At 64.7% G+C, this 26,349-nt stretch carries 25 protein-coding genes and 2 pseudogenes; 4 read left to right on the forward strand and 23 right to left on the reverse strand.

Translation table 11 applies throughout. The annotated features are described in order from the left end of the window. The first annotated feature begins 174 nt into the window (after positions 1-174). Positions 175-5,628 carry an autotransporter-associated beta strand repeat-containing protein gene (locus NWE53_RS21375; RefSeq protein ID WP_265051360.1) on the forward strand — a complete coding sequence of 1,818 codons (5,454 nt, stop codon included), beginning with the start codon at positions 175-177 and terminating at the stop codon, positions 5,626-5,628. Positions 5,629-6,070: 442 nt separating this feature from the next. Here the strand turns inward: NWE53_RS21375 and NWE53_RS21380 are convergent. After that, positions 6,071-7,009, reverse strand: a pseudogene (locus NWE53_RS21380) (IS3 family transposase); the annotation flags it as partial. 30 nt (positions 7,010-7,039) lie between these two features. Between NWE53_RS21380 and NWE53_RS21385 the strand changes: the two are divergent. After that, a complete protein-coding gene (locus tag NWE53_RS21385; RefSeq protein ID WP_265051361.1) occupies positions 7,040-8,083 on the forward strand; it encodes an IS110 family RNA-guided transposase in 1,044 nt (347 codons plus the stop codon). Between the two features lie 259 nt (positions 8,084-8,342). Here NWE53_RS21385 and NWE53_RS21390 read toward each other — a convergent pair. The 13 genes and pseudogenes from NWE53_RS21390 to NWE53_RS29880 all read right to left on the reverse strand — a co-directional run. After that, a pseudogene (locus tag NWE53_RS21390) lies at positions 8,343-8,624 on the reverse strand (transposase); the annotation flags it as partial. A 103-nt stretch (positions 8,625-8,727) separates the two neighbouring features. After that, complete coding sequence (locus NWE53_RS21395) at positions 8,728-9,135, reverse strand: VOC family protein (protein WP_265051362.1); 408 nt, start codon at positions 9,133-9,135, stop codon at positions 8,728-8,730. 167 nt (positions 9,136-9,302) lie between these two features. Beyond that, positions 9,303-10,439: an SH3 domain-containing protein gene (locus NWE53_RS21400; protein ID WP_265051363.1), complete on the reverse strand. Its 1,137-nt coding sequence runs from the start codon at positions 10,437-10,439 to the stop codon at positions 9,303-9,305. Between the two features lie 184 nt (positions 10,440-10,623). Continuing rightward, the gene (locus NWE53_RS21405) at positions 10,624-10,860 is read right to left on the reverse strand and encodes a hypothetical protein (protein WP_265051364.1); all 237 of its coding nucleotides are present in this window, start codon (positions 10,858-10,860) and stop codon (positions 10,624-10,626) included. Between the two features lie 21 nt (positions 10,861-10,881). Beyond that, on the reverse strand, positions 10,882-11,019 hold the full coding sequence (locus NWE53_RS21410) for a hypothetical protein (protein ID WP_265051365.1): 138 nt from the start codon (positions 11,017-11,019) through the stop codon (positions 10,882-10,884). A 239-nt stretch (positions 11,020-11,258) separates the two neighbouring features. After that, positions 11,259-11,591, reverse strand: a complete 333-nt coding sequence (locus NWE53_RS21415; protein WP_265051366.1) for a hypothetical protein — start codon at positions 11,589-11,591, stop codon at positions 11,259-11,261. Beyond that, on the reverse strand, positions 11,591-13,126 hold the full coding sequence (locus NWE53_RS21420; protein WP_265051367.1) for a YfjI family protein: 1,536 nt from the start codon (positions 13,124-13,126) through the stop codon (positions 11,591-11,593). The genes NWE53_RS21415 and NWE53_RS21420 overlap by 1 nt, the downstream gene beginning before the upstream one ends. Further along, a complete protein-coding gene (locus NWE53_RS21425; protein WP_265051368.1) occupies positions 13,126-13,365 on the reverse strand; it encodes a hypothetical protein in 240 nt (79 codons plus the stop codon). The genes NWE53_RS21420 and NWE53_RS21425 overlap by 1 nt, the downstream gene beginning before the upstream one ends. After that, positions 13,365-13,547, reverse strand: a complete 183-nt coding sequence (locus NWE53_RS21430; RefSeq protein WP_265051369.1) for a hypothetical protein — start codon at positions 13,545-13,547, stop codon at positions 13,365-13,367. Before NWE53_RS21430 ends, NWE53_RS21425 begins: the two co-directional genes overlap by 1 nt. 2 nt (positions 13,548-13,549) lie before the next feature. Continuing rightward, positions 13,550-13,762 carry a hypothetical protein gene (locus NWE53_RS21435; protein ID WP_265051370.1) on the reverse strand — a complete coding sequence of 71 codons (213 nt, stop codon included), beginning with the start codon at positions 13,760-13,762 and terminating at the stop codon, positions 13,550-13,552. Positions 13,763-13,862: 100 nt separating this feature from the next. Continuing rightward, positions 13,863-14,450 carry a hypothetical protein gene (locus NWE53_RS21440; protein ID WP_265051371.1) on the reverse strand — a complete coding sequence of 196 codons (588 nt, stop codon included), beginning with the start codon at positions 14,448-14,450 and terminating at the stop codon, positions 13,863-13,865. 333 nt (positions 14,451-14,783) lie between these two features. Continuing rightward, positions 14,784-15,851 (reverse strand): tyrosine-type recombinase/integrase, encoded by a 1,068-nt coding sequence (locus NWE53_RS21445; RefSeq protein ID WP_320109525.1) that lies wholly within the window; start codon positions 15,849-15,851, stop codon positions 14,784-14,786. 5 nt (positions 15,852-15,856) lie between these two features. Further along, a complete protein-coding gene (locus NWE53_RS29880; protein WP_320109526.1) occupies positions 15,857-16,006 on the reverse strand; it encodes a hypothetical protein in 150 nt (49 codons plus the stop codon). A 270-nt stretch (positions 16,007-16,276) separates the two neighbouring features. Between NWE53_RS29880 and NWE53_RS21450 the strand changes: the two genes are divergently transcribed. Beyond that, positions 16,277-16,864 (forward strand): hypothetical protein, encoded by a 588-nt coding sequence (locus NWE53_RS21450; RefSeq protein WP_442864868.1) that lies wholly within the window; start codon positions 16,277-16,279, stop codon positions 16,862-16,864. 16 nt (positions 16,865-16,880) lie between these two features. Here NWE53_RS21450 and NWE53_RS21455 read toward each other — a convergent pair whose 3' ends face one another. From NWE53_RS21455 to proB, 9 genes are all read right to left on the reverse strand, one after another. Continuing rightward, on the reverse strand, positions 16,881-17,390 hold the full coding sequence (locus NWE53_RS21455; RefSeq protein ID WP_265051373.1) for an RNA pyrophosphohydrolase: 510 nt from the start codon (positions 17,388-17,390) through the stop codon (positions 16,881-16,883). Continuing rightward, positions 17,387-18,610 carry a divergent polysaccharide deacetylase family protein gene (locus NWE53_RS21460; RefSeq protein ID WP_265051374.1) on the reverse strand — a complete coding sequence of 408 codons (1,224 nt, stop codon included), beginning with the start codon at positions 18,608-18,610 and terminating at the stop codon, positions 17,387-17,389. Before NWE53_RS21460 ends, NWE53_RS21455 begins: the two co-directional genes overlap by 4 nt. A 105-nt stretch (positions 18,611-18,715) precedes the next feature. Then, the gene (locus NWE53_RS21465; protein WP_265051375.1) at positions 18,716-20,092 is read right to left on the reverse strand and encodes a S41 family peptidase; all 1,377 of its coding nucleotides are present in this window, start codon (positions 20,090-20,092) and stop codon (positions 18,716-18,718) included. Continuing rightward, the gene (locus tag NWE53_RS21470) at positions 20,092-21,456 is read right to left on the reverse strand and encodes a murein hydrolase activator EnvC family protein (RefSeq protein ID WP_265051376.1); all 1,365 of its coding nucleotides are present in this window, start codon (positions 21,454-21,456) and stop codon (positions 20,092-20,094) included. Before NWE53_RS21470 ends, NWE53_RS21465 begins: the two co-directional genes overlap by 1 nt. Beyond that, entirely contained in the window at positions 21,453-21,932 is a 480-nt protein-coding gene (rlmH, locus tag NWE53_RS21475) for a 23S rRNA (pseudouridine(1915)-N(3))-methyltransferase RlmH (protein ID WP_265051377.1), read from the reverse strand. Before rlmH ends, NWE53_RS21470 begins: the two co-directional genes overlap by 4 nt. A 12-nt stretch (positions 21,933-21,944) precedes the next feature. Continuing rightward, positions 21,945-22,322 (reverse strand): ribosome silencing factor, encoded by a 378-nt coding sequence (gene rsfS / locus NWE53_RS21480; RefSeq protein ID WP_265051378.1) that lies wholly within the window; start codon positions 22,320-22,322, stop codon positions 21,945-21,947. A 103-nt stretch (positions 22,323-22,425) separates the two neighbouring features. After that, the gene (locus tag NWE53_RS21485; RefSeq protein WP_265051379.1) at positions 22,426-23,037 is read right to left on the reverse strand and encodes a nicotinate-nucleotide adenylyltransferase; all 612 of its coding nucleotides are present in this window, start codon (positions 23,035-23,037) and stop codon (positions 22,426-22,428) included. Between the two features lie 15 nt (positions 23,038-23,052). Beyond that, on the reverse strand, positions 23,053-24,294 hold the full coding sequence (locus NWE53_RS21490) for a glutamate-5-semialdehyde dehydrogenase (RefSeq protein WP_265054974.1): 1,242 nt from the start codon (positions 24,292-24,294) through the stop codon (positions 23,053-23,055). A gap of 111 nt (positions 24,295-24,405) precedes the next feature. Further along, entirely contained in the window at positions 24,406-25,530 is a 1,125-nt protein-coding gene (proB, locus tag NWE53_RS21495; protein WP_265051380.1) for a glutamate 5-kinase, read from the reverse strand. Positions 25,531-25,860: 330 nt separating this feature from the next. Here proB and NWE53_RS21500 point away from each other — a divergent pair, with 330 nt between their 5' ends. Then, complete coding sequence (locus tag NWE53_RS21500; RefSeq protein ID WP_265051381.1) at positions 25,861-26,235, forward strand: DUF6481 family protein; 375 nt, start codon at positions 25,861-25,863, stop codon at positions 26,233-26,235. Positions 26,236-26,349: the final 114 nt, after the last annotated feature.

Here is a 26,349-nt window from a genome sequence, read left to right on the forward strand (position 1 = left end):
GGCGGCAGACCGCTAGATCGCAGGCCGCGGCGCAGCCGGCATGTGGTGTCCGCGTAACAAATGCAGAGACTGATCCGCATCAGCGCGGGTGCGCTTGACAGGGACTGCGCTAGGTCATCGAGTTACGATCGCTGCGACGATGCCGTGATCCAATGACGAAGGCTTGCGTCTCCCATGCCGTACCGCAAGACGACTGCCCCTTCGCGTCTCGCGCTACTGCTCGGCGTCAGTGCCGCGGCTTTTGCCGCCCGATCTCCGGCCTTCGCCCAGGATGCGACCTGGCTGGGTGTGACGGGCGACTTCGGCACGGCTTCGAACTGGATCGGCGGCGTCGTTCCGAGCGGCACGGCAACCTTCGGGGCGTTTGGCGCGACAGCCGTCACCACGGTCAACCAGACCCTCGGCGGCTTCACATTCGCGGCTGGCGCCTCCGCCTATAATTTCGGTATGGTGGGAAGTCTGGGCTTCATTGGTGCCGGTATTGTCAATAATTCCGGCCAAATCCCGACGCTGAACAATTCAGGAACTCTGGCTTTCCTCATCAGCAGCACGGCCGGAAACGCCACGCTCACGAATGATAGCGTTCTGAATTTCAACGACACCAGCACGGCTGGAAACGCTACGATCGCGAATAATGGCGGCCTGGATTTCTACAACGCCAGCACGGCTGGAAACGCAACGATCGCGAATAATGGCGCCCTGGGTTTCAACGACGCCAGCACGGCTGGCAACGCCACGATCTCGAATAATAGTTTCTGGGATTTCAACAACGCCAGCACGGCTGGCAACGCCACGATCACGAATAAGGGCGTGCTGGATTTTAACCGCACCAGCACGGCCGGGAATGCCGCGATCACGAATTATTCCGAGGGCGGCCTGACTTTCAAAGAAAGCAGCACGGCTGGCAACGCCACGATCATCAACTATGGCGACCTGGGTTTCTACGACAAAAGCACGGCGGGCAACGCACGGCTGATCACCACGGCTGGCGTTATCACCGCCTTCCTCGGCACCGGGCCGCTCGAGGACGGCCAGGTCTCGGCCGGCTCGATCGAGGGGGCTGGCGCCTACCAGCTTGGCAGCGTGCATCTGACGGTCGGCGGCAATGGCCTGTCGACCGAGGTCAGTGGCGTCATCAGCGGGGCCGACGGCGCCTTGACCAAGACCGGGGCGGGGGCGCTGACGCTGTCGGGCATCAACAGCTATAGCGGCGGGACGACGATCACTGCCGGCTCGATCATCGCGGGCAACGATTCAGCCTTTGGCGCCGGTTTGGTGACGCTGAATGGCGGCGAGCTGGCGACCAACGGTACGCGCGGCATCGCCAACAACGTCTCGCTGGCTAGCTCCAGCGCGATCAGTGTGCTGGACGCGACCGCGACGCTCAGCGGCGTCATCTCGGGCTCAGGCGGCTTGACCAAGACCGGGACCGGGGCGCTGACGCTATCTGGCGTCAACACCTATACCGGCGGCACGACAATCAATAGCGGCAGACTCTCGATTTCCGCCGACAACAATCTCGGCACTACAGCTGGGGCCGTGACATTCAATGGCGGAACTCTGGCAACTACCGCAAGCTTCACGACGACTCGCAATGTGACGATGAACGCCACTGCGACGATCGATGTCGCCGCGGCCACCACGCTGACGGCGAACGGCAATTTCACCGGCGCCGGCGCGATCTCCAAGAACGGAACCGGCGCGCTGACGCTGGGAGGCAACAACGCCGGCGTCACAAACGGTTTCCTGCTCAACCAGGGCACCTTAAGTCTCGCAACCACGGCCGCCGCCGGGTTCCAACGCGTTGGCGCGACCGGGGCCAGCGTCCTCGACCTCGCCAACGGCGTGACTATGTCGGCAAACACGCTGCTGTCTGGAAGCGGCCTGCAGTATCAGGTCGCGGCGGGAACGGCGACGATTTCGGGAAACATCTCCGACCCCGGCGGACCCTTCACCTACGCGAAGATCGGCGCGGGCACGCTCATTCTGACCGGAACTGGCAATACCGTGGCCGGCCCGCTCACCCTCTCCGGCGGCACGCTGCAGATCGGCAATGGCGGCGCCAATGGCTCGCTCGGCACCGGCAACATCCTCAACAACGCCGCGCTCGTCTTCAACAGCAGCAGCCTGGCCTATGCCGGTGCGATCACCGGCATCGGCACGATCGCGCAGAACGGCGGTGGTCGGACAACTCTGAGCGGCAACAGTTCGGCTTTCGCAGGCTCGACCACGGTTGCCGCAGGCGAGCTCCGGGTCGATGGTTCGCTTGGCGGCGCTCTCACGGTCAATGGCGGCACGCTCTCAGGCATCGGCACGATCGGCGGCGCGGTCACGGTCAATGCCGGCGGGACGCTGTCGGCCGGCAACAGCCCGGGCACCCTCACCGTCGGATCGCTGGCGCTCAGTGCCGGCTCGAATACCGTGTTTGAGCTTGGCACCGCAGGCGTCGCAGGCGGTTTGACCAACGACCGCATCGTCGTCAACGGCATCGGTGCGGCCGGCAACCTCACATTGGGCGGCACCCTGACAGCCACGGCTGCCTCGGCAGGCTATTATCGCCTGTTCGACGTCACCGGCGGTGGCACGATCAGCGGCGGCTTCAGCGCGCTTGCGCTCACCGCTCCCACCGTTCCCGGAGCGACCGGCACGGTCTACAGCATGCCTGCCGGCGTGCCGCCGCAGGTCAATCTTGCTGTGATCGGAGCCGGCCAGACTCTGCAGTTCTGGGACGGCGCAGACCAGGCCGGCAACGGCACCGTCAATGGCGGCACGGGAACCTGGAACGGCGGCAACACCAACTGGGCGGTGGCGCCGGGCGAAGTGGGCTTCAATGCCCCGTGGTTGAACTCGGTCGGCGTGTTCCAGGGTACAGCCGGCACGGTTACGGTGTCCGGCACGCAACGTTTCGACACGCTGCAGTTCAACAGCGACGGCTACATCCTGAACGGCGGCGTGCTTGGCCTCGGGGTCGCCGCAGGCGGCACGATCAACACGGCATCCGGCGTCTTCACGACGATCGGCTCGACCATCATCGATGGGGCCGGGACCAGCCTGACCAAGGTTGGTCCCGGCACTCTGATCCTCACAGGCGTCAACACCTATTCCGGAGGCACCACGATCGGCGGAGGCACGTTGCGGGCCGGCAGCGTATCCGCTATCGGCGCTGGCCCGCTGACGCTTGCCGGCGGCACTTTCCAGGCGGGAACGGGTTTCACCAACACCTTCGCCTCCGCCATTGCAGTCGACACGAGCGGTGGTGCCATCGACGTGAACGGTCAGGTCGTCACGCTGACCGGCAACATCACAGATGGCAACGGGGCCGGCGGAGTGCTCTCGCTGCTCAACTCCAGCGCCGACATCGGCCGGGTAGATCTCAGCGGCAGCAACAGCTACAGCGGCCCGACCGCGGTTGGCGGCGGCGTGACGCTGGCAGCAGCGGCCAACGGCGCATTCTCTCCGAACTCCGAAGTTATGCTGGCGCCGAACGCTGCCCTGATGGCGGATGGCCATGCCGTGACCGTTCGCTCGCTCACCGGGAGCGGGCTGGTCGTCAACGGCCATGATACTCAGGCTGGATACCTTACCCTTGCGCTCTCGTCAGGCACAGCGAGTTTTGCCGGGAGCATCGCCGACGACGGGCCCGGCGAGACCGGAGCGACGCTGGCGCTGACCAAGACCGGCGCGGGTACGCAGATCCTTGCCGGTGCCAACAGCTACACCGGCGGCACGACGATCCTGGGAGGGACGCTTCAGATCGGCGCCGGCGGCACAAGCGGCTCGATCACCGGCGACGTCGCCAATGGCGGGGCGCTGGTCTTCAACCGGTCAGACGCTTTTAGTTTTGGCGGTGCCGTCTCGGGTTCCGGCACATTGCGCCAGGCCGGCACGGGCAGGACGACGCTGACCGGCATTAGCAGCTATACGGGCGCCACCTTTGTCGATGCCGGCACGCTCGTGGTCAACGGCTCGATCGCGGCGTCCTCGGGTGTGACGGTCGCGGCCGGTGGCGCGGTCGGCGGAACCGGCACCCTGCCTTCGCTCACCGTGAACGGCACGCTGGCGCCGGGCAATTCGCCGGGAACGCTGACCGTCAATGGCAACCTCGTGATGGGGGCGGGCTCGACCTATATCGCCGAGGTCCAGGGGCCGCTGGCCGACCGGGTCAACGTCACTGGCACGGCCTCGCTGGCGGGTACGCTGCGGCTGGTGCCGCTCGGCGGCTCCTACAGCTTCAACAGCGCCTACACGCTGCTCTCGGCGGCGGGCGGGCTCGGCGGCACAAGCTTCAGCCCGGTCGACACCACTGGAACCTTCGGCGACGGCGTCTCCACGGCGGTGAGCTACACCGGCAACAACGTGCTGCTGACGCTGACGCCGATGCCGCTGGCACCGATCATCGCTCCCGTCGCTCTTGTCGTGCCCGGGGCCGTGCCTGCGCCGACGCGCCCGCGCCTCGGAGTCGGTCGCCCAGCCAATGCCCTTGCCGCCGCCTCGGCCATTGACGGCGCGGTGGCCAACGGCGCCGATCCATCGGCCCTGTTTGGCATCTACAACCTGCCGGCGGCGTCGATCCCGGCGGCGGTGAACAGCCTTTCGGGCGAGGTCCACACCGCTGCACCCGCCATGGCCCACGCCGCCTCCGACCAGTTCCTGCGCACGATGCTCGACGGCGCGGGCGCCGGGCGGCTTGCGGGTGCGCCCGGCGGCCCCGGCGGTGCCACGAGCTTCACTGCCGACCTGCCCTCGAAGCAGGACGGGCCGGGCCGCCCCAGCTTCGACCCGGCGCGCTTCTCGCTCTGGGGCGCGACCTTTGGTTCGACCGGACGCACTGACGGCGACCGGGCCGTGGGCTCGGCGAACCGCAACCTCTCCGATGCTCATGTCGCAGTTGGCGCCGACATCCGGCTCGGCGCCAACACGGTCGCGGGCGTCGCGCTCGCGGGCGGGCAATCGCGCGCCTCGCTTTCGGGCGGGCTCGGCAAGGCTGAGGCCGATGTCTTCCAGACCGGCCTCTATGGCCGCACCACGCTGGGCACGGTCAACCTCGCCGGCGCGCTCGGCTATGCCAGGCTCGACACCGACACCAGCCGCGCCATCCCGGCACTCGGCCGCACCGGTGTTGCCGCCTCCTATGCGACGCAGGCCTGGTCCGGCCGGATCGAGGCCAGCCTGCCGGTGGCAGGCTGGGGTGGCCTGACGCTCTCGCCGCTCGCCGCCTTCCAGGCGGTGCGCGCGAGCAGCCCGGCCGCGATCGAGCGCGACGGCTCGGGCGCGACCGCCGGCATGCTGACGCTGGTGCGGCGTTCCGACATCACCAGTCGCAGCGAACTCGGCCTGCAGCTCGACGCCAGCCTGATCGCGGGCGCCATGCCCGTCACAGGCTTCGTGCGCGCCGCCTGGGCGCATTACTACCAACGCGACGCGGAGCTTGCCGCCGCGCTCAACGGCCTGCCCGGCACGAGCTTCGCGGTGACCGGCGCCAGGCCCGACCGCAATGCGGCGCTCCTCGCCGCCGGCGCCGATATCAGGCTCAGCCAGACCGTCAGCCTTGGCATGCGCGTCGACTCGGAACTGTCCGGGAACACAAGTCGCATCGGCGGCACCGCGCAGCTCAGGGTCAGCTTCTGAGCAGAGACGGCGCCAGATCTGATCGAGATCAGCGCTACGGCGCCACACAATGGCAGCCATCGGCATTTCGTGGAGCGGCCGCTCCCCACCCTCAGCTGTCCCATACAACGTCAGCTGTCGGGCACATTATCGAACGATAAAGCTCCAATTCCGCTGAGGCCGATCAGCGTCGCGGATGGGTGGTGGTCCCGGTCACGCGACCGCTGGAATCGCGGAACGTCATCGTCCCCTGGCTGTCGGTCGAGGCGCGCCCCGTCGTCCTGCCATCTGGGCCGTAGAAGTTCTGGTTGCCTTGGCTGTCGGTCGTTGAGCGGCCTGTGACGCGCCCGGAACTGTCGCGGAAGGTCTGCTGCGACTGCTGCGCCCCTGCATCGCCCGCCAGAGCTGCGAGCGTCAGGCCGGCGATGATTGGCCTGCCCCCATCAGGTGGCCCGGTTCTAATCTAATGCATGGTGGGCTTGTCGGCCACGGTTGAGATGGCCGGCGAAGCGGGTTGGGTTTTCGTAGGCGGCCAGACCACAGCGACCGGTGCTGGCGGCTTGTAGCCGAGCGAGGAGTGCGGGCGCCGGGTATTGTAGTGCTGACGCCAGCCCTCGATGACGATCCGAGCCTCGGCGAGGCTGTAGAACAGCTCGCCGCTCAGGAGTTCGTCGCGCAGCTTGGAGTTGAAGCTCTCGCAGTAGCCGTTCTCCCAAGGACTGCCAGGCTCGATAAAGGCTGTCTTCGCGCCGACCGCTGCGATCCAATCCCGCACTGCTTTGGCGACGAACTCGGGACCGTTGTCCGAACGAACATGCCCGGGCACGCCGCGCAGGATGAAAAGATCGGACAGGACATCGATGACGTCGGTGGCTTTGAGTTTCCGGTCGATCCGGATCGCAATGCATTCCCGGGTGAACTCGTCGATCACGTTCAGCATGCGGAATTTTCGACCGTTGTGGGTGCGATCCTCGACAAAGTCGTAGGACCAGACATGGTTGGGGTGTTCCGGCCGAAGCCGGATGCATGATCCGTCATTCAGCCAGAGACGGCCTTTCTTCGGTTGCCTGGCCGGCACCTTGAGCCCCTCCCGCCGCCAGATCCGCTCAACGCGTTTGACGTTCACCGCCCAACCGGCGGTCTCCAGCATGGCCGCGACCCGGCGGTAGCCGTAGCGGCCATACTGGGTGGCGAGCTCGACAATGTCGGCGGTCAGCGCCGCATCATCGACGCGACCCGTCGGCAGTTTCCTTTGCGTAGATCGATGCTGCCCCAGAACCCGGCACGCCAGCCGCTCCGACACGCCGAACTTTATCATGGCGTGGTCGATGCACCGGCGACGACGGGCGGGGCTCAGATGGGGTATTCGGGGCGCCTCGCGCGGTTGAAGCGGCGGCATAGTGGCGCTCCGATCCAACGCGGGAGTCCCACCATGAACCACCAGCACCATGTCGGCCTCGATGTCTCCGTGAAAGAGACCGCCATCTGCATCGTCGATCCGCACGGTAAGGTCGTGCACCGTACCACCGTCGAGAGCCATCCTGAGGTGATCTGCAAACACCTCATCGGTCTCGGCCACAGCTATGCTCGTATCGGCCTGGAGGCGGGGCCTCTCTCGCCATGGCTCTACGCCGGCCTGGTCGAAGCTGGGTTGCCGGCGATCTGCGTCGAAACCCGTCACATGCACGCCGCCCTTTCGGCGCGCATCAACAAGACCGACCGCAACGACGCGATGGGTATCGCTCAGATGATGCGTGTCGGCCTATTCAAGCCGGTCCACGTCAAGACGCCAGCCAGCCAGCAACGCCGCCTGCTCCTGACCTCGCGCAAATTGCTTCAGCGTAAGGCCTATGACATCGAGAGCGACCTACGAGGTCAGCTGCGCAATTTTGGCCTCAAGGTCGGTGTCGTGGGAGCTGCCGGCTTCGAGCAGCGCGTGCGAGACCTCGTGCTCGATCTGCCCTTCGTCGCGGCTGTGGTCCTACCGTTGCTGGAGGCTCGCTCCGCGTTGCGGACCCAACTCGCCAAGCTGCACAAGATGCTGCTGGACCAGGTCCGCATCGATCCGATCTGCCGACGGCTGATGACCGCACCCGGCGTTGGGCCGGTCGTGGCGCTGACCTACCGCACATGCGTCGACAACCCGGCCCGTTTCGGACGATCGCAATGCGTCGGGGCGCATTTCGGTCTGACGCCGCGGCTTTACCAGTCCGGTGAGACGATGCGGGGCGGGCGGGTCTCGAAGTGCGGGGACACGATGATGCGCGCTGCGCTCTATGAAGCCGCGCTCGTGCTGCTGACCAGCCCGCGCGGCCCGTGGTCCTCCCTGAAGGTCTGGGGGTTGGCCGTGGCCAAACGCCGAGGCATGCAGAAGGCGCTCGTGGCCGTCGCTCGCAAGCTGGCCATCGTGTTGCACCGCATGTGGCGCGACGAGACGGACTTCCGCTGGTCGGCCGCATCCGCCACGGCGGCCTGAGGCCCGCGCTTTAGCATCACGCAATACCGAGCTCCTCCGGCGTGGAGGGGGCCCTGCGGGGACGATGGGAGCGGGCGAGACCGAGGAAACTCGAGCGTCGGTTCTGCCGAGCGCGCGGCTTAGATGGCTCCGCCCACTCCCTCTGATCCCATCATGAGGCGGCACAGGCCGACCTCGGAGAGAAGCAAGAGCTCCGCAGGACCGTTCGCGCGCCGATCCAGGATGCGCACGCAAGGGAGTTGACCTATGAACCCCGAATAGAGAAGTAGTTTCCCGAGGCAGCTTCCTTGAGGATCAGCTTCTCCAACGTCAGATCCGAGACGGCTTTGCGCAGCCGCTCGTTCTCCTTCTCCAGATCCTTCAGACGCTTCACCTGGTCGGACTTCAGCCCGCCAAACTCCTTGCGCCAGCGATAATACGTGAACGCCGTCACGCTGATGGCCCGGATCGCCTCCGCGACCGGGCGCCCCTGGGACAACAGCACGTCGACCTGCCGCAGCTTCGCGACGATCTCTTCAGGCTTGTGCTTCTTCTGCGGCATCGCGGGCATCCTCCAAAGGCTCAAAAAGCCTACTTCAGGGAGGGCCACTTTTCAGGGGGCAGGCCAATCCCGAAAGACCTGCCGCCGCGCAATATTCACTGGATCACGAAGGAACCGTCAGCGGGTAGCCTTCGTAGTCCGCTAGTTCTGGAAGCATCGCTTCCAGAACGAAATCGACAAACGCGTTCGGGGCATCAAGAAAAAACTCTCGCTCTGAGTAAGCGTCGACGTGCGCTGCAAGGCCTCGTTCCTGCAGCCAGGTTGCCAGACGTTCAAGGTCAGCCCTGGGGGTGACACTCAGGAAGGCGATCTGCGAACGCCGTTTGTCGTCGTCACGGTGGGATATCTCGCTGCGGCTGAACTGTAGGTCAACATTCGCGTCTGCTTGCCGCATCCATATCGACCGTTCGGTGCGGCGCAGTGTTGCAAACCCCAGGCAACTTGCAAACATCTCGACAACGGTCTCAAAGCACTTATCCGAAAGTCGGTTCGCAACATGGTTCAGTTTCATTCCGCCGCCTCCATAACTCGCCAGCTCAATGCGCGGAACTGTCGGACATTCATTTGATTCCGATTTGTGCTCGTTGGGATTTCCGTGTGTTCACGCTGATTTGAGAGGATTGCGCGCAACCCGAGGTTCTTGCGGGTATCCAGCTGGGACTCCAAAAGTGGGTTGTCTTAGTAAAGTTTGGAAATATAAGTATTGCCTACCGTTAGAATAGGTTTTATCGGAATGTTTGATTTCAATTTCAAATTAGTCAGTATTTTTCTACCAAGATGCAAATCAAATGTATCCTCAAGAGCAACAATATATGCTCTATTTGTCGAAATATAAATTGATGATGGAACATTTATTCTTGATTTGAAAGACAGTGCTTCGTTCAAATTTTTGAATGAGGCCACTTGTATGTATCGGCTGTCAAAATCGACATTAACAAATTGATCAACAAGTATCCAATTATGGTGTGCATATCCGATAAGTCCGTCGTAAGAAATTCGATACCAATTATCAGAATTTTTGATTATAATTACCTTCGATTTGTTATCCAGAATGGAGATGGTCCGACTGCTTTCGTCCGCCTCTTCGCGGAGGCCAATAAATCCCGCCAATGCCCTCACCTGACCGGTTCTCGCAATCGGTAGCGAGGGGTTCTGAAGTGAGTTGTCCGGTCCGCTGCGAGGCTCCGGCGGCAACTCGTCGCTTCGCCGTTTTGGCGCGTTCATGGTTTGACGCGCGGAAGCGTTCGTAACGATGCGGTATTGCGTCATTTCCCCGCTAGATAAATACCGCATGTCCCAACTCGGATAGCTGAGCCAAATTTGCAAAAAGGCTGCATCTGCGCCCATCTCCGTGACGTAAGCAATTATCTGTCCAGTAAGACGCTGTATTCCCTCCGCGGCCTCTCCTGCATCAAGTGCATACGCCGATTTAACGGATGCCTGATGGACTCCGATTGAGCCCGCTTCAGCCGATCGGCGAACGCCTCCAAGAAAAGCAAGCGAGCATGCGGAAGCGCACAATGTCGCTCTGGGCTGAATTGTATCCAGCCCAAGATGACGTATCAACCGACCCAATTCTAATGCTTTAAATACTTGTCCACCGGGCGAATCGAATGTCACAAAGGCAATAGAATGACTTGTAGCAATCTTTGAAAATTCGGAAAGATCGTCAGATTTTTCAAAACTACCTTGGATAATTACAAAATTTGCTCCATCCGGAAGGGACGATGTCTTGTAAGTTAGAGCCGCCTTAGATGGAGTTGGGAGCCACAAAATTGTTAAAGCTATAATTAATGAATATAATTTCTTCATCATCGTTGCCCCCAAAATTCCGAATGTTCATATTGGTAGGCGTATGGAATTAAAATTCTGCAACTTGATGATGTAAAATTTCTGATAAAGTAAAATATAAGGTTACGTAGGTATGGTTATAACATTATACTGCGAATTTAGGCGAGTGGCTGAGTTAATCCGCAATATTTTACCAATCTTATCAAGTTTATCTAATAATTCCTTCAATCCAGACCTGCGCCATGACCGCCGAGGATCGGCTCGGCGTCGGCCCGAGCGATGATCGACTCAGTATTTCTTGCGCCGCTGAAACCCGCGCGCTGGCCGGCGCACGGGAATCGTTGCAAACGTCCAGCAGGGTCTTGAAGGCGGCTGCGGCTGCGACATCAAAACCAGCACTGATCTCGCCGATGATCGCACGGGCGATACGGCCGGAAGCGAGCAAGGTTGGAGCCGCGCGCTCGGCTTACTCCGGCGTGCTGCCATAGCCGGCGCGCTGCGCCGCTGCCACCGCATGCTGCGGGCCACCCAACGCCAGCAAGGCGGTAATGAATGCAACCTCGCGCGGATCGGAAAGATCGGCGGTGGTGATGGGGCGGCGCATTTCGACCTCACATGCTCCCTGCAATCCGGCCACGTTTGGGGTTTGTGGCGGCTCTTGAATTCTCGAAAAATGCCATACGCAAGCGCCCGTTACTAAGGGTGCGCTCGTGGGGGTATGGGGGACAGGGCGCACCCATCGTGCACCTGTCGTAATGGCCAGTGCCGCGCTAGCCGCGCTGGCCGTAGCCATTGCAGGGACGGCCGAGGCCCGGATAATCGGGAGCGTTCACGACCCAGCCCTTAGTGCAGCAGATGCCTGGTCTGCTCGCGCGCAAGCCGTTCGGCTTCCTCGCGGGGCAGGCCTTCGTCGTATTCGAGGATGCCGGCGCGTTCCTCAAATGCGGCGATCTGGTCTTCGAGGGTTAGCCCTTCCGGAGCCATTGGCTTGGCGATGAGATGAGGTTCCGGAGGTGTTCGATCCAGGGGCGTCGCAAAATCTGTTTTGGAGGTAGGGGCTGCTACATCTGCTAAATCCGCTACGCTTCCGGTCTTTTCTGCGCGAAACGTAGCAGGATTAGCAAACGTAGCCGGGGCATCTTCAGCTTCGATTTCGAAGAACGGCCGGTACGCCATTACTCTCCTCCATCATCGAGAAGCAGGAAACGCTTAGGCCGGGCGTTGATCTCACGAACCCAGCCGTGAGCTAGAAGTAGGGTGGTCGCATCATCGGCTGCGGCTTTGGTCCGGGTGGCTGTCGGTCCCAGCTGCAAGATTTCTCGAAAGCCAATCTCCGGTCTATCACGCGCGCGCAGCCAATCGAGCAACGTCTGAGCACGCATCAGCTTCGGGTCGAGACGCGACGCATGGGCAAGACGCAGCGCCTCGCGCAGATACCAGCCTGCCAGGGCGATGCCGCACAGCATGGATGCGAGCCCGATGTGATCCGTGTATCCCTTCTCCACAGCAGCGATGACGGCCGCGATGCGAGCGGCGTTTTCCGCCGCCTTTGCCGCGACATCTCGAATGAGCTTGAGATCACCTTCGGGACCGCTCTGGGCCTCGACGTGGTTGAAGAACGCAATCCATTTTGCCTCGGCCTCGGCCGACATGTTTAGTGTGACCGGGTCGAGTTCGTTGGCGCCGCCGGAAAGGCTGCGCGCAGGCCTCTCCAGCAAGGCCAAGACCCGCTTGCCGTAGTCAGAGATGGCATGCTCCTGATCAAGGCTCGCGGTCCTGTAGAGCCGCTTTCCGGCGATCGAGAGCGGCGCCGCCAGCAGCACGCGCGAGAGCAAGCCTTGATCGCGCAGGGTCCGGTCGGAGAGGAAGCCACCCGCTGCCTCGGGCTGGACCATAAGATGCGCAGAGAGCCGACGCCCCGACAGGAGCGTGATGCCGTCGCCAGCGCGGATGCGGACAGCGCCATTTCCATCCCACAGCCCGGACAGCATCGCGGCCGTGCGGAGGCGGTTAGCATCGTCCATGCCGTGGCCGGCAGTGAATTGCCCCCCCTCGGCTGAAAAGACGCCGAGAGCCCCGTGCATGTGGCGCCAGTTCTTTGTCAAGCCATCGGGCGTGATGTCGCCAGATGTCAGGACAGGCGACAACGGCCGTCGTGGCTCGTCGCCGAGATCGGCAAGACGATCACGCCGTTCGTCATGGTCGATCTTTGCATCATTCTCGATCTTGCGCTTCGTCGCGGCCCAAGCGGCAAAATCGATCTTCCATTCCCGGAAAAGAATGTCGTGGTCCTCGCGAAGGCGCTTTTCATGCGTCCGAACAGGCCAGTTGGATTCATTGTCAGCGCTAGATTTCCTGTCGCCGGATGCGGCGATGGTGACTAGGAACAGACTACAGGGCCGAACCTGGCCGTAGGGCAAGCGCACGTCGTAGTGGGCCTGAGCTGCCAGCGCCGCTGTGCCGAGCACGGACTGAGCGGCAAGCTCGATCGGCGCCTGCACCTTCGCCGAGATCGCCTCAGCAGCCTGCCGAAGACAAGGCCCAAGGCTAGCGACAGGATAGGGCGCTGCGGCGGCAGGCTGCGGGAACAGGGGCAAGGGCCGATCGGAATACTGGCGCCGAACCTGTTCTCTCCGGCTAAGGAGCAGAGCCGGCGCCAATTGCGCCGGCTTGAGGGAAAGGTCGGTAAGGTCGATCGGATCAAAGGCCATCAGCGGGCGATCCCCTTGCTATCGGCGAGCGCGCCGAGGTCATTGACGACACCAGCGACGGCCTTAGCGCGGGCGATCATGCAGGCGAGGGAATAACGGAAGCCGGCGTTGTCGCCGACCTCCAGAAAGTCGCGCGCCATCGTCGCGTTCATGGCGAGGAGCGACAGGTGTTCGGAAAGGAACGCGCCGGTATCGCAGGCCGGGGCGGTCTGCTGGTTCTGTTGCGAGGTCGTCTGCATCAACGCACCGCCTGCGACCCGAGGCCGGCAAGATGAGCGACGGTGGCTGCGTGCAACTCGCTGATGGCGAACCGCCGCTGGAGCCGGTTGATGATGAGGGCCGGTGTGCTATGTTCGGGATTGCACGCTGCCGAGCTATGCGCCCTGGCCGGCGTCGCGGGGTTCATCTGTTTCAGGTGCATGATCAGGCCGCCTTCCCCTGGTTGGAGGAGGACCGCACCGGCAGCGAAGCCAGCCAGTCGTTGGCGTCCTTGGTGGTGATCAGGAGATGCGCGCCGAGCCGGCGAGCCTTCAGCCGTCCACAGGACATATGCTCGAACGCGGCGGAGCGGCTGATACCGTAGCGCTTGAGAAAATCACGAAGCTTCATGGCTTCGGGTGTGTCGTGATTAGGCATTTGTGCCTCGCATTCCCACCCGCGGAGCCAGCACAATTGCTGCGAACCGGTGTGGTTGAATGCGACTGGGCACTGCCAGCACCCACCTTAACAGGGGGGGTTATTTCTTCTTGTCTGGCTGCGTCTTCTGCGGCGGATTTCTGCGACGTGCGCGGGCCGCAACTTTGGTGATGGCAGTGGCATCGGCCGTCCGGGCAGACAGCAATACGGCGTGCTTCAGGATGTTTTGCGCGATGGCGTTCGGATCGTCCGTCCCGAGCTTCTTTGCCAAGAAATCAATGTAGCGTTGACGTCCATCGAAGACAGACTGTGCCCCAGCGTCGGCGCTAATACCGGAAGCAAGTTCCTGATGCCATTTACCAACGAGTACGCCAAATTTCGACGCGCCGCCGGCCAATGTGTCGGCGAGGAATCCGAAGTTCTTTTCGATGACCGCAAGAGCTTGCTTCTTCAGCATTCCTCCGCCGACCATGATGTCCACCGCCAATGCGACATGTGCTCTGGCCTCCCAAAGGTCACTGCTGAGCATGGGTCTATGGCGCACCTTTTTGGGTGCCAGAGAATAGTGGACGGTGCCGCGATCAAGGTCACTGAGCGATGAGGTGAATCGCATCAGCTCGTGCACTAGGAAAGGCGAGATTTTCTGCTTGGCAAAATGAACAAATATCGTCTCCATTGCCTGCACCATGCGAGCTCGATCTCGTGGAGGTCTATCCTCGGAAACCTCTGAGAAAAGCGCGCGCTCCAATCCCGATTCGACTTCGCCCAGATCCTCGAAGTGCCGTCGAGCCACCTTCTCAGCGAACGACCCCCAAGGCCGAACGCAACCCGCTGGCGGGTTGAATGGGATGCCTAAACGCCAATGAAGAGCTTCCTCCTGCGAGAAAGTAACAGCGATAGACGCTGAAATCGTGGGAAAGCCCAAACTGCACCTGGAAATGACACCGTGGGGAGAACAGGGAAACCAAGCGGTGCAACTCGGCTTGTCGGCTGGCCGGCCTATCCCTGCCCGTCTGGCCCGCTACCAGGCCTTCGCTGGTGAGAGCGGAACGATTTTGGCATCTGCCTTCGGCGTGCTGATGAAACGGCTCCAAGCTTCCATGAGCTTCCGCCGCTTTTCCAATGCGTCGCCGCGTCTATAGGCCTGCTCGGCCTCGTCACCTACCGTGTGCGAAAGTGCCGCCTCGGCTATCTCGCGAGCGAACGGCGTGCACTCGCCGCACCAATCCCGGAATGATGACCGGAAGCCGTGCTGAGTGAATGCAGACGCGCCCATTCGGCGAAGCAGCATTTCCATAGCCATGCCCGAAAGTGGTCGGTCGGGCTTCTGACCCGGGAATACAAAAGCGCTGATCTTAGCGGCCGCCTGCTTCTCGATCACATGAAGCGCGGCCGCGCTTAGGGGTACCCGATGGGCCTTGCCGCCCTTCATACGCTCAGGCGGAACCGTCCAGATTTTCAGTTTCAAGTCGATCTCGTCCCACCGTGCGCCGAGCGCTTCGTTGGATCGACTGGCATTGAGAATCGCGAACTCCAGGGCAGTAGCGGCGGTCGCGTCGCGCTGGCGAAGTTCGGCAACAAAATCAGGCACGTCGGGATAGGGCATGGCGGCGTGGTGGCCGCGCGAAAGCTTTCTCCGCTGAGACAGCAGCTCTTTCAAATGGCCGCGCCATCGCGCTGGGTTTTCCCAAGGCGAGCGAATCTCGTTTTTGGCCTTCGCAGCCGCCAACACTCTCTCGATCCGCCCGCGCACGCGGGACGCTGTCTCCTGTTTTGTGTGCCACAACGGCTGGAGGATCTTAAGGATGTCCTCGGTGGTGATATCGCCCAGCACTTTCCCCCGGATCGGTTCGGCGTAGTGCACCAGCGCCCGCTTCCACTGAGCTTGATGCCGGACGTTTTTGTAGCCGGGCAGGATGGAGACGAGCATGTCATCAGCGAACTCGCCGAACGTCATCGGCTTCTTTTCTGCGGCGGCCGCTTTCTTGAACTCGATCGGGTTGACGCCGGACGATACGAGCTTCCGCGCTACAGACGCGGCCTCACGAGCCTCAGCGAGAGAAGTCCTGCTGATGCCGCCCAGCCCCAATTCCTTCAGCTTGCCTGCCAGCGGAACAGGAACAGCCAGCGGCGAGCGCCAGTTGCGTCGATCACGAGATAGAGCCCATCGCCATCGCTATGGCGGCCGGGCTTCGTCAGCGTCGTGACGCTTCGAGCCGAGAGCTTCTTGACTGATCGCGCCATGCCGCCCGAATCTACCCCAACATTTACCCCAACGCGCGACGCAGATCGTAGCAGACGGATATGGACTGGTACAGCATGTTGCCGCTTTGCGCTGTCCTAAATACCCGGTTTTGTCGGACTTATGTGGATTATGGCGGACTGCAGTTTAGCGTCCTTCCGGGACGCCATTCGACAGTTCGCATGAGAGCGGCCACGTTGTTCTCCAGCGTCTCGTCAAGGCGCCGGCCATTCCGGATTCCCCTTCTCGGCGCGGTGCTTTAAGCAACGTTCATGGAGAACGTGACGCCGCAAGAACTCTTCATCCATGTCCGCATCGTCATGGGCATGGTCATCGGCCTCGGTATCACCCGGATGCTGGCCGGCATTGCCGGCTTCATCCAGCATCCCGGCCGCCACCGCGTCTCGTTGCTGCACATGCTCTGGGTCGGCTCGATCCTGCTGGAGCTGGTGCTGTTCTGGTGGTGGGAGTTCGGGCTCTCGCGCATTCCGGGCTGGAGCTTCGGCATCTACCTGTTCCTGATCGGCTATGCCGTGGTCCTCTATCTGCTCTCGGCGCTGCTCTTTCCGGACAACATCTCGGAATACGCCGGCTACGAGGATTTCTTCATCAGGCGCCGGCGCTGGTTCTTCGGCCTGATGGCGGCGGCGTTCCTGCTCGACATCGTCGACACGCTGATCAAGGGCAGCGAGCACTGGAGCCAGCTCAGCGGCGACTATCTCATCCAGGTCCCGATCGGGCTGCTGCTATGCCTCGTCGCCTTCGTTTCCGCCCGGCGCTCGGTCCAGATCGCGCTGGCATCCGTGCACATCGGCTATCAGGCTTACTGGATCGGGCGCGTCGTCTACACGATGGGCTGACGCCGCGCGAACAGGTTCAGCGCTCGGCGAAGGGCGCGAAATGCCTGGCGACCTGCCGGTAGACGCCCTGCTTGAACGGGATGATCAGCTCCGGCGTCTCGTCGAGCCGCGCCCAGCGCCAGGCGTCGAACTCGGCCTTGTGGCCGCCCGCCGGGGTGAGGATGTTGATCTCGTCATCGGCGCCGACGAAGCGGAAGGCGAACCATTTCTGCGTCTGGCCGCGCCAGCGGCCTTTCCAGGCCTCCTTGCCGATATCGCCGGGCAAATCGTAGGTCAGCCAGCCTGGTGCCTCGGCGAGCAGCTCGACGGAGGTGACGTTGGTTTCCTCCATGAGCTCGCGGCGGGCGGCCTCCAGCGGGGTTTCGCCCTTGTCGATCCCGCCCTGCGGCATCTGCCAGGCATGGCCCGGCGCGACATGCTCGCGCTTCGTCTTGTCGGCGCGCCGGCCGATGAAGACGAGCCCCTCGGCATTGAACAAGGCGAGCCCGACGCAGGGACGATAGCCTTCGGGGGCGGTCTCGGTCATCGCTGCGATCCGGTGGAGAGTGATCCGGTGGTCTTGGGGCTGCGGAAGCCGCGCGCGGCGCTGACGGGGACGAGCGCGATCTTCTTGGCTTCCAATGATTGGGCCCAGCGATTGATCCGCTCGATCGAGACCGGCAGGGCGCTGGCCGAGGCGACGACGATGCCCTGATCGCGTGCCAGCGCTTCCAGCGCTGCGAGCTCCTTGTCGATGGCGTCGGCGCGGGTGACGGAATCGATAACCCGGTCGATCTTCAAGGCGGGGATCTGTGCGCGCGTGGCGGAGGCGGCCAGCAAGCTGCGCGGCGAGGAACCATCGTCGACGACCATCAGGCCGCGGCCCGCAAGCTCGCGCAGGATCGGCGAGAGGGCGCCTTCGTCCGAGGTCAAACGGCCGCCGAGGAAATTGACGATGCCGACATAGCCGGTGAAGCGGCCGAGCGACCAGTGCAGCCTGTCGAGATTGTCCTGCGCCTTGGGCCCGGTCAGCAGCGTATGCGGGCCGGGGTCGTTGTCGGGATAGTCGAAAGGCTCCATCGGCAATTGCAGGAAGATCTCGTGGCCTTCGCTGCGGGCGCGCTGGACAGTGCGTTCGAGCTCGGTGCCATAGGGCGCGAAGGCCAGCGAGACCGGCCCGGGCAGCTTGGCGATGGCGTCGGCGGTGCCATTCTGGCTGATGCCGAGGCCGCCGATGAGCAGGGCGATGCGGCCGGCCGGTTTCGCCCCCGGCTCCGGGCCGAGGGGGCGGGCATAGATCTTCGCAGGCGTCGCGCCGTCCGCGCCGAGCTTCGGCAGCAGGCCGTAGCGGGTGCGTTCGGTGAGGCGGCTGTCGGGGGCGGAAGCAAGCTTGATGGCGCCGGCTTCGTCGGGAACGGTGATGATGATGGCGCCGGGCGCATCCTCGCCCGCGCGCACCACCGTCACGCCGGCGCTGTTCTCGAGCTGCGCAGCGCTCGCCGGCCCGCGCGAGGCGGCAAGAGGCGTATCGTTGCTGGGCGGGATGGAGGCGACGGGGGCCGCCCGCTTTTCTATGGAGGCGACGGCGACGGGCTCGCCGCCTTCTGGGTCGCGGCGGATCGCAGCAACCAGCAGGAGGCCGAGTATCACGGTACCGACGCAGGCTGCGGCTGCAGTCGCAGACCAGCGGCCCCACGGCTTGCCGGAGGGCGCGGCTCGATCCTGGCCGAGCGGCCGATTGAGCTCCGTCAGCGGCGTTCCGGCCAAGGTCAGCCGTCCTCAAGGTTGCGACGCGGACCCGAATCAGTGGCCCGCGCGCTAGTCTTGTCGCCTAAGAAGCCCGCCGTCGAGCCCGAAGGCTCCCCTGTAGGCTCAGTTCGGCTGCTTCGGGGCTTCCGGGGCGGCGGGGGCCGCAGCGGTCGGAGCCGGGTCGGCCGCCGGCTTTTCGGCCGGTGCGGCAGCGTCCTTCTTGACGCCACGCAGCTGGTTGAAGGCCGCGATCAGCTGGGTGTCCTTGGCCGCGTCGTTCGGGACATAGGAGGCGGAACCGGACTGCTCCTCGCCCTCGCCGGCCTTGAGATGGCCTTTCAGCGCCGCCTCGCCCTTGTTCTCGACGAGCTTGTCCTTGATCTCCTGCGGGATGTCCTGCTGGACCTCGATGTCCGGCGTGATGCCCTTGGCCTGGATCGAGTTGCCCGACGGCGTGTAGTAGCGCGCCGTAGTCAGGCGCAGGCCGCCGTTCGAGCCGAGCGGGATCACGGTTTGGACCGAGCCCTTGCCGAAGGAGCGCGTGCCCATCACGACGGCGCGCTTGTGGTCCTGCAGCGCGCCGGCCACGATCTCGGCCGCCGAGGCGGAGGAGCCGTTGATCAGCACGACGACCGGCTTGCCCTTGGTCAGATCGCCCGACTTCGCGTTGAAGACCTGCGTCTCCTCGGCGTTGCGGCCGCGCGTCGAGACGATCTTGCCGCGATCGAGGAAGGCGTCGGAGACCAGCACGGACTGGTCGAGGCGCCCGCCGCGGTTGTTGCGGAGGTCGATGACGTAGCCCTTGAGCTTGTCGGCGCCGATCTCGTTCGAGAGCTTGTCGATGGCCTTGCGCAGGCCGTCATAGGTCTGCTCGGAGAAGGTGCCGATGCGGATGTAGCCGATGTCGCCCTCGACGCGCTCCTCGACCGCGGGCACGACGATGGTCGAGCGGGTCAGGGTGAATTCGAGCGGCTCGGTCTTGCCCGGCCGCTCGACCTTGAGCGTGACCTGGGTGTTGATCAGCCCGCGCATCTTCTCGACCGCCTGGGTCAGGGACAGGCCCTTCACCTCGGTGCCGTCGATCTGGCGGATGATGTCGTTGGCCAGGATGCCGGCCTTGGAGGCGGGCGTGTCGCGGATCGGCTTGGCGACCTTGAGGACGCCGTCCTCCATCGTCACCTCGATGCCGAGGCCGCCGAACTGGCCACGCATGTCCGTGTCCATGTCGCGGAAGGCCTTGGAGTCCAGATAGGACGAATGCGGATCGAGCGAGGAGACCATGCCGTTGATGGCGGCCTCGATCAGCTTCTGCTCGTCCGGCTTGTCGACATAGTCGGTGCGGATCTTCTCGAAGATGTCACCGAAGAGATTGAGGCTGCGGTAGACCTCCGCCGAGGCGGCGACAGCACTGGTCGAGCTGAGCAGCCTCGTCTGAGTAGCCAGTCCGGTCAGGCCCGCACCCATGATGGCGCCGGCGAGAACGAGGGAAACCTTGCGCATCATCCGCGAACCTTTTCGCCTTGCAATTTCGTCCACCACGGGCTCGGGTCGACCGAAACGCCGTCTTTCCTGAATTCGATATACAGGACCGGCTGGCCGGTTCCCACTCCTACTGTCGTCGCGGCAGCTTCCGATGTTTCGCCCATCATCGCAACCGGCTCTCCCGCCAGCACGAACTGATTGAGCGCGACATCGATCCGCTGCATGCCGGCAAGCAATATGTAGTATCCCCCCCCAGCGTTCAGGATCAAGAGTTGCCCGAACGAACGGAACGGCCCCGCATAAACCACCCAAGCGTCTGAAGGCGCCGAAACTAGGGCATTGGGCCGGGTCTCGAGCGAAATTCCGCGAATTGTGCCGCCGGCACCGTCGGGATCGCCGAAACCACGCAATCGTGATCCCGCGACAGGCAGCGCGAGCAGCCCCCTGGCATCGCCGAAGGCGATCTTCGGGGCGAGACGGGCCGGGTCCTTGAAGGCGAGCGCCGTCATGCGCTCGCGCTGCTCGCGGGTCTCCTGCTCGATCGCCTGGCGCGCGGCGTCGGCCGCCCTGTTGGCGACCGAGATCTCCTTCTCGATCTTCTCGACGAAATCGCGCATCGACCGGGCCTGGCCGGCGAGCTCGCTGCCCAGCGCGCGCTGGGCCTCGACATCCTTCGCCGCCGAGGTCTCGCGCTCGCGTCTTGCCTCGATCAGGGAGGCCAGGCGCTGGCGTTCGCCCGCGAGCTGCTGCATCTCCTCGCCGATCTTGATCTTCTCGGTGGCGATGCCGTCGCGCAGCCGCACCAGCTCGCCGAGATCGGTCGCGAGGATCTCGATCTCCTGGCGCAGATCGGGGACGACGGCGCCGAGCAGCATCGAGGCCCGCACCGCTTCGAGGATATCCTCGGGGCGCACCAGCACAGCCGGCGGCGGGCTTCGCCCGATGCGTTGCAGCGCTGCCAGCACCTCGGCGATCAGGCCGCGCCGGCCCTCGAGCGAGCGGCGAATCGCGGTCTCGCTGGATTGCAGCAAGGCGAGGCGCTTCTCCAGCGCGCCCAGCCGCTCCTCGCCGGCCTGCGTCCTTGCGGTGGTGTCGAGCAGGGCCTTGTTGAGCGCGGCACGGTCGGCGCGGATCGCGGCGATCTCCTTCTCCAGACCGGCGCGGGCCTCGGTATTGCCGGCGAGGCGCTGTTCGATCGCCTTGAGCTCGGCTTCGCGCGCCTGCTTCTCCACAAGCTTCTGCATCGCCTCACGGGCGAGAGCGTCCGGATCCGGCGCGTTGCCCTGTGCGAGGGCCGGCGTGCCGAGCAATGCCACGGCCAGCAGGGCGGCGAGGCCCGGACGGCCCAGCCCGGAGCGAATCAGCAGGGCGGCAAGGTTCATGCGCGATGATAGGGGTGTCCGGCGATGATCGTCATCGCCCGATAGAGCTGTTCGAGCACGAGCGCCCGCACGATCTGGTGCGGGATCGTCAGGGCGCCGAAGGCCAGGGTGATGTCGGCCTTGTCGCGGATCTCCTCGCTCAGCCCGTCGGCACCGCCGATCACGAGGCTGGCATGGCCGACGCCTGAATCGCGGGCGGCGGCGATGCGGCTGGCGAAGGCGTCGCTGCCGAGAGGGCGGCCGCGCTCGTCGAGGGCGATCAGCAGGCCGGGCTGCGCCTTGCCGAGGATGGCTTGCGCCTCCTCGCGCTTGCGCTCGTCAGGGCGCCGGCCCCGGCCCTCGGTGATCTCGACGATGTCGGGACCGCTCAGGCCGATGCCCCGGCCGAGCGCGACGCCGCGCTCGCGGTAGCGCTCGCAGAGCTCCCGCTCCGGCCCATCCTTGAGCCGGCCGACGGCGATGACTGCGAGCCGCATCCGAGAACGGCGTCAGCTATCGAGGCGTTCGTTCGGCCGGTCGGTGCCCCACATCTTCTCGAGATTGTAGAACTGGCGCACTTCGGGCCGGAAGACGTGGATGATGATGTCGCCGGTATCGATCAGCACCCAGTCGCAGGCAGGCATGCCCTCGACGTTGGGCGCGGGGAGGCCCGAGCCCTTCAGGGCTTCGATCAGCGCGTCGGAGATGGCGGCGACATGGCGGTTGACGTTGCCCGAGGCGATGATCATCGCGTCGGCCAGAGATGTCTTGCCAACGAGGTCGATCACCGTGATGTCCTCAGCCTTCATGTCTTCGAGGACACGTTGCGCGAGGGCGATGCTATCGGCAGAGGGGTTGTCTGCGATAGCGGCCTGGGGAAGCGGCATCGGCTCGGCTTCACCAAGGGTTTGACGGTTCAGTGACGTATCCTCTCGAACGCGACGCGCTCTCGGCGCGACGCATTTAAAATAGGCCAAAAGGCCCCGGAATTCAATCGCGGCCAGCCTGACGGCGCAGCATGGTCGAAGACAGCGCCGAGCGCTTGCCGTGCAGGAAAACCCAGGCAGGGGGTCGCGTGCGCGGCAGGCTCGCCGCCTGATTCTCCGGAATGCGCCAGCGCGACAGCCAGTTGGCGGCGGGCGAGGCCATGGCGCTGTGGGTCGAACCCGGCCGGTCGATGATGGCGATCGGCATCATCCGGGCGATCGTCCGCCACTCGGCCCAGCGATGGAAGCCGGCGAGATTGTCGGAGCCCATGATCCAGACGAAGTTGACGCCCGGGCAGCGCCGCTTCAGCGCGCGCAGCGTGTCGGCGGTATAGCGGGTGCGCAGCATCGCCTCGATGCCGGTGACCTGGATGCGGGCATGGTTGGCGACGCCGCGAGCCTGCCTTATGCGCTCGGCTAGCGGCGGCAATTTCGCATTGTCCTTCAGCGGGTTGCCCGGCGTGACCAGCCACCAGACACGGTCGAGCTGGAGCCGGCGCAGCGCGGTCAGGCTGGCGAGCCGGTGGCCGTCATGGGCGGGGTTAAAGCTGCCGCCGAACAGGCCGATGCACAGCCCCGGCGCATGGGGCGGCAGGCGCAGATGCTCGTTCGTCATCCCAGATGCATCGGCTCAGGGACGAATCTGGCCCGCGCCATGGACGCGGTACTTGAAGGAGCAGAGCTGTTCGACGCCGACCGGGCCGCGCGCATGCATGCGGCCGGTGGCGATGCCGATCTCGGCGCCGAAGCCGAACTCGCCGCCATCTGCGAACTGGGTCGAAGCGTTGTGGATGACGATGGCGGAATCGACCTCGGCGAGGAAGCGGGCGGCGGCGGCCTCGTCGGCGGTGACGATAGCATCGGTATGGTGCGAGCCGTAGCGCTCGATATGGTCGATGGCGGCATCGAGCCCGGCGACGGTCTTCACCGCGATGATCCGGTCGAGATATTCGGTCGACCAGTCCTCTTCGCTCGCGGGCGTCACGCGCGCGTGCACAGAAAGAGAGGCGGCATCGCCACGCACCGCGCAGCCGGCTTCGAGCAGCGCGGCGACGAGCGGCGCGAGATGGGTTCCGGCACAGGCCTCGTCGACCAGCAGCGTCTCGGCTGCGCCACAGACGCCGGTGCGGCGCAGCTTGGCGTTGAGCAGGATGTCACGGGCTATGGCGAGATCGGCTTGCGCATGGACATAGACATGGCAGTTGCCGTCGAGATGGGCGAAGACCGGCACGCGCGCCTCGCTCTGGACGCGGGCGACGAGGCTTTTCCCCCCGCGCGGCACGACGACATCGACGTTTCCGCTCAAGCCTGCGAGGATTTCACCGACGGCGGCGCGGTCCCGCGTCGGCACCAGCTGGATCGCGTCGGCCGGCAGGTCGGCCGCCTCCAGCCCCTCGCGCATGGCGGCGGCGATCTCGGTCGAGGAGCGGAAGGAATCAGAACCGGCGCGCAGGATCGCGGCGTTGCCGCTCTTCAGGCACAGCGCTCCGGCATCGGCGGTGACATTGGGCCGGCTCTCGAAGATCACGGCGATGATGCCGAGCGGCGTGGCGACGCGCTCGAAGCGCAGGCCGTTGGGCCGCGTCCATTCCGCCAGCACCCGGCCGAGCGGGTCGGGCAGGCCGGCGACGTCGGCGACGGCATCGGCGATGGCGGCGAGGCGCTTCTCGTCGAGGGCGAGGCGATCCATGAAGGAGCCGCTCAGGCCGGCCGCCTTGCCGTCGGCGAGGTCCTGCGCATTGGCGGCGAGGATGCGGGCGCTGCGGGCGCGCAGTGCATCGGCCATGGCGACGAGGGCGGCGTTGCGTTGCGCGGCCGGGGCGAGGGCGATCCGGCGCGCGGCGGCGCGGGCGCGCCGGCCGATCTCATGCATGACGAGCCCGACATCGTCGGCCCCGTTCGTCGCGATGATGCGCAATGCGCTGTCGCCCGTCATGTCATCCAGCCCAAAAACCCGTTCGCCAAAGCCTGTCCGAAAGGAAGCTTAGCCCAGCCCGAGCGCCATGTCGTCCCGGTGGATCATCTCGGCGCGGCCGGGATAGCCGAGCACCGCCTCGATGTCGCGCGAGGCCTTGCCGAGAACGAGCGCCGCCTCGGCTGCGTCGTAGGCGACGAGGCCGCGCCCAAGCAATTGCCCGTCCGCATCGCGGATCAGCACGGCATCGCCGCGCGCGAACTCGCCCTCGATGCGGCTGACGCCGACCGGCAGCAGGCTGGCTCCTCCACGCAGCGCGCGGGCCGCGCCGGCATCGACATGCAGCGTGCCGCGCGGCTCCAGCGTGCCGGCGATCCAGGTCTTGCGCGCGGTGGCGGGCGTCGATGCCGTCAGAAACCAGGTGCAGCGGCCGCCCGCGGCCACGGCGGCGAGCGGATTCTTGCCGCGCCCATCGGCGATCAGCATATGCGTGCCGCCGACGACGGCGATCTTGCCGGCCTCGATCTTGGTGCGCATGCCGCCGCGCGAGAGCTCGGAGGCCGCGCCCCCGGCCATGGCGTCGATCTCGGGCGTGATCCGCTCGACGACGGGGATGTGCCGGGCGGACGGGTCCTTCGCGGGCGGGGCGGTATAGAGCCCGTCGACGTCGGAGAAGAGCACGAGCAGATCGGCGCCCGCCATGGTAGCGACGCGGGCGGCGAGCCGGTCGTTGTCGCCATAGCGGATCTCGGTGGTGGCGACGGTGTCGTTCTCGTTGATGACGGGGATCGCACGAAGGTCGAGCAGGCGGCCGAGCGTCGCGCGGGCGTTGAGATAGCGGCGCCGTTCCTCGGTGTCGGCCAGCGTCAGCAGGATCTGCCCGGCGGTCAGCCCATGGGCGGCGAGCGCCTCGGCCCAGTTGCGGGCGAGCGCGATCTGGCCGACGGCGGCGGCGGCCTGGCTCTCCTCCAGCCGGAGCGGGCCCGAGGGTAGGTTGAGCACCGTGCGACCGAGCGCGATGGCCCCGGACGAGACGATGAGCACGTCGGCGCCGCGCTGATGCAGCTCGGCCAAGTCTTCGGCCAATGCGGCGAGCCAGGCATGGCGCAACCGGCCACGGGCCCGGTCGACCAGCAGGCTGGAGCCGACCTTCACGACGATGCGGCGGAAATCGGAAAGCGAGGGCGTCTTCACGGGATACACGATGGGTTGCAGCGGGCCTCCTGCCTGTTGGCGAAAACGGCGCGCTTGTAAAGACGTGGTTGCCACGGCAATTGCGCGGGACGCCGGAGGCTGGCCGGATTGACAGCGGGAAACCTGGCCCCCATATCCGAGGGCGCCCCGCTCGGCTTCGTTCCGCGCTGTCCACGCCTTCTTTATGGGCAGTCGTCGGTCTACACCGGCTCGATAAGCGCTGGATGCGGGGCTGCCGCGCGTCGATTTCGATACCAATCCTTCGCGATCTGGATTATTTCGCCCGCGCGGGCCGAAAATCGTCCGTAACAACCCGAGAGAAGATCACCCTTGAAGAACCCGAACGACCGCAGCTTCACCGACCGCCAGTCCAATTCCGCCAAAGCCAAGCAGGCTCTGCTCGAGCGCTTCAAGGCGCGGCCGAAAGCCGACGACCCGGTCATGATGCAGCGACGCGCGGAACGGGAAGCCATCGCCGGGGCCCGCGCCGAGCGCGAAGCCGAGAAGGCGAAGATCCGGGCCGAGAATGAACGTCTCGAGGCGCTCGAGCGTGCGCGTATCGAGGAAGAGAAGCGCCAGGAAGAAATCGCCCGCGAGGTCGCCCGCAAAGCGGAGCAGGCCAAGCGCGATGCCGAGCGTCCGCGCAAGGTGCTGCTCGAAGCCGTGCAGTACATGCAGCTGCGCACGGCCGGCAAGCGCCGCTGACGCGCTTTCCGTTCGGCTGGTCACGGCCGGAGGCCGGAATTCGCGCAAAATCATAGGTCGATCTGGGGCGCCGTGGGCGCCCCTTTTCATATCCGCCGCATATAAAGCTCGCGC

The organism is Bosea sp. NBC_00550, assembly GCF_026020075.1.
GTDB lineage: Bacteria > Pseudomonadota > Alphaproteobacteria > Rhizobiales > Beijerinckiaceae > Allobosea.

What these genes read in the sequence shown, in the direction of transcription:
- NWE53_RS21455 (WP_265051373.1), bottom strand. Translation starts at nt 17,390, where the DNA reads ATGACCGAGACCGCCCCCGAAGGCTATCGTCCCTGCGTCGGGCTCGCC.
- NWE53_RS21465 (WP_265051375.1), bottom strand. Translation starts at nt 20,092, where the DNA reads ATGCGCAAGGTTTCCCTCGTTCTCGCCGGCGCCATCATGGGTGCGGGC.
- NWE53_RS21385 (WP_265051361.1), top strand. Translation starts at nt 7,040, where the DNA reads ATGAACCACCAGCACCATGTCGGCCTCGATGTCTCCGTGAAAGAGACC.
- rsfS (WP_265051378.1), bottom strand. Translation starts at nt 22,322, where the DNA reads ATGCCGCTTCCCCAGGCCGCTATCGCAGACAACCCCTCTGCCGATAGC.
- NWE53_RS21395 (WP_265051362.1), bottom strand. Translation starts at nt 9,135, where the DNA reads ATGAAACTGAACCATGTTGCGAACCGACTTTCGGATAAGTGCTTTGAG.
- NWE53_RS21440 (WP_265051371.1), bottom strand. Translation starts at nt 14,450, where the DNA reads ATGGTGCAGGCAATGGAGACGATATTTGTTCATTTTGCCAAGCAGAAA.
- NWE53_RS21410 (WP_265051365.1), bottom strand. Translation starts at nt 11,019, where the DNA reads ATGCGCCGCCCCATCACCACCGCCGATCTTTCCGATCCGCGCGAGGTT.
- NWE53_RS29880 (WP_320109526.1), bottom strand. Translation starts at nt 16,006, where the DNA reads ATGGCGCGATCAGTCAAGAAGCTCTCGGCTCGAAGCGTCACGACGCTG.
- NWE53_RS21470 (WP_265051376.1), bottom strand. Translation starts at nt 21,456, where the DNA reads ATGAACCTTGCCGCCCTGCTGATTCGCTCCGGGCTGGGCCGTCCGGGC.
- NWE53_RS21450 (WP_442864868.1), top strand. Translation starts at nt 16,277, where the DNA reads ATGGAGAACGTGACGCCGCAAGAACTCTTCATCCATGTCCGCATCGTC.
- rlmH (WP_265051377.1), bottom strand. Translation starts at nt 21,932, where the DNA reads ATGCGGCTCGCAGTCATCGCCGTCGGCCGGCTCAAGGATGGGCCGGAG.
- NWE53_RS21435 (WP_265051370.1), bottom strand. Translation starts at nt 13,762, where the DNA reads ATGCCTAATCACGACACACCCGAAGCCATGAAGCTTCGTGATTTTCTC.
- NWE53_RS21425 (WP_265051368.1), bottom strand. Translation starts at nt 13,365, where the DNA reads ATGCAGACGACCTCGCAACAGAACCAGCAGACCGCCCCGGCCTGCGAT.
- NWE53_RS21490 (WP_265054974.1), bottom strand. Translation starts at nt 24,294, where the DNA reads ATGCATGAGATCGGCCGGCGCGCCCGCGCCGCCGCGCGCCGGATCGCC.
- NWE53_RS21415 (WP_265051366.1), bottom strand. Translation starts at nt 11,591, where the DNA reads ATGGCGTACCGGCCGTTCTTCGAAATCGAAGCTGAAGATGCCCCGGCT.
- NWE53_RS21430 (WP_265051369.1), bottom strand. Translation starts at nt 13,547, where the DNA reads ATGCACCTGAAACAGATGAACCCCGCGACGCCGGCCAGGGCGCATAGC.
- NWE53_RS21375 (WP_265051360.1), top strand. Translation starts at nt 175, where the DNA reads ATGCCGTACCGCAAGACGACTGCCCCTTCGCGTCTCGCGCTACTGCTC.
- NWE53_RS21420 (WP_265051367.1), bottom strand. Translation starts at nt 13,126, where the DNA reads ATGGCCTTTGATCCGATCGACCTTACCGACCTTTCCCTCAAGCCGGCG.
- NWE53_RS21400 (WP_265051363.1), bottom strand. Translation starts at nt 10,439, where the DNA reads ATGATGAAGAAATTATATTCATTAATTATAGCTTTAACAATTTTGTGG.
- NWE53_RS21485 (WP_265051379.1), bottom strand. Translation starts at nt 23,037, where the DNA reads ATGACGAACGAGCATCTGCGCCTGCCGCCCCATGCGCCGGGGCTGTGC.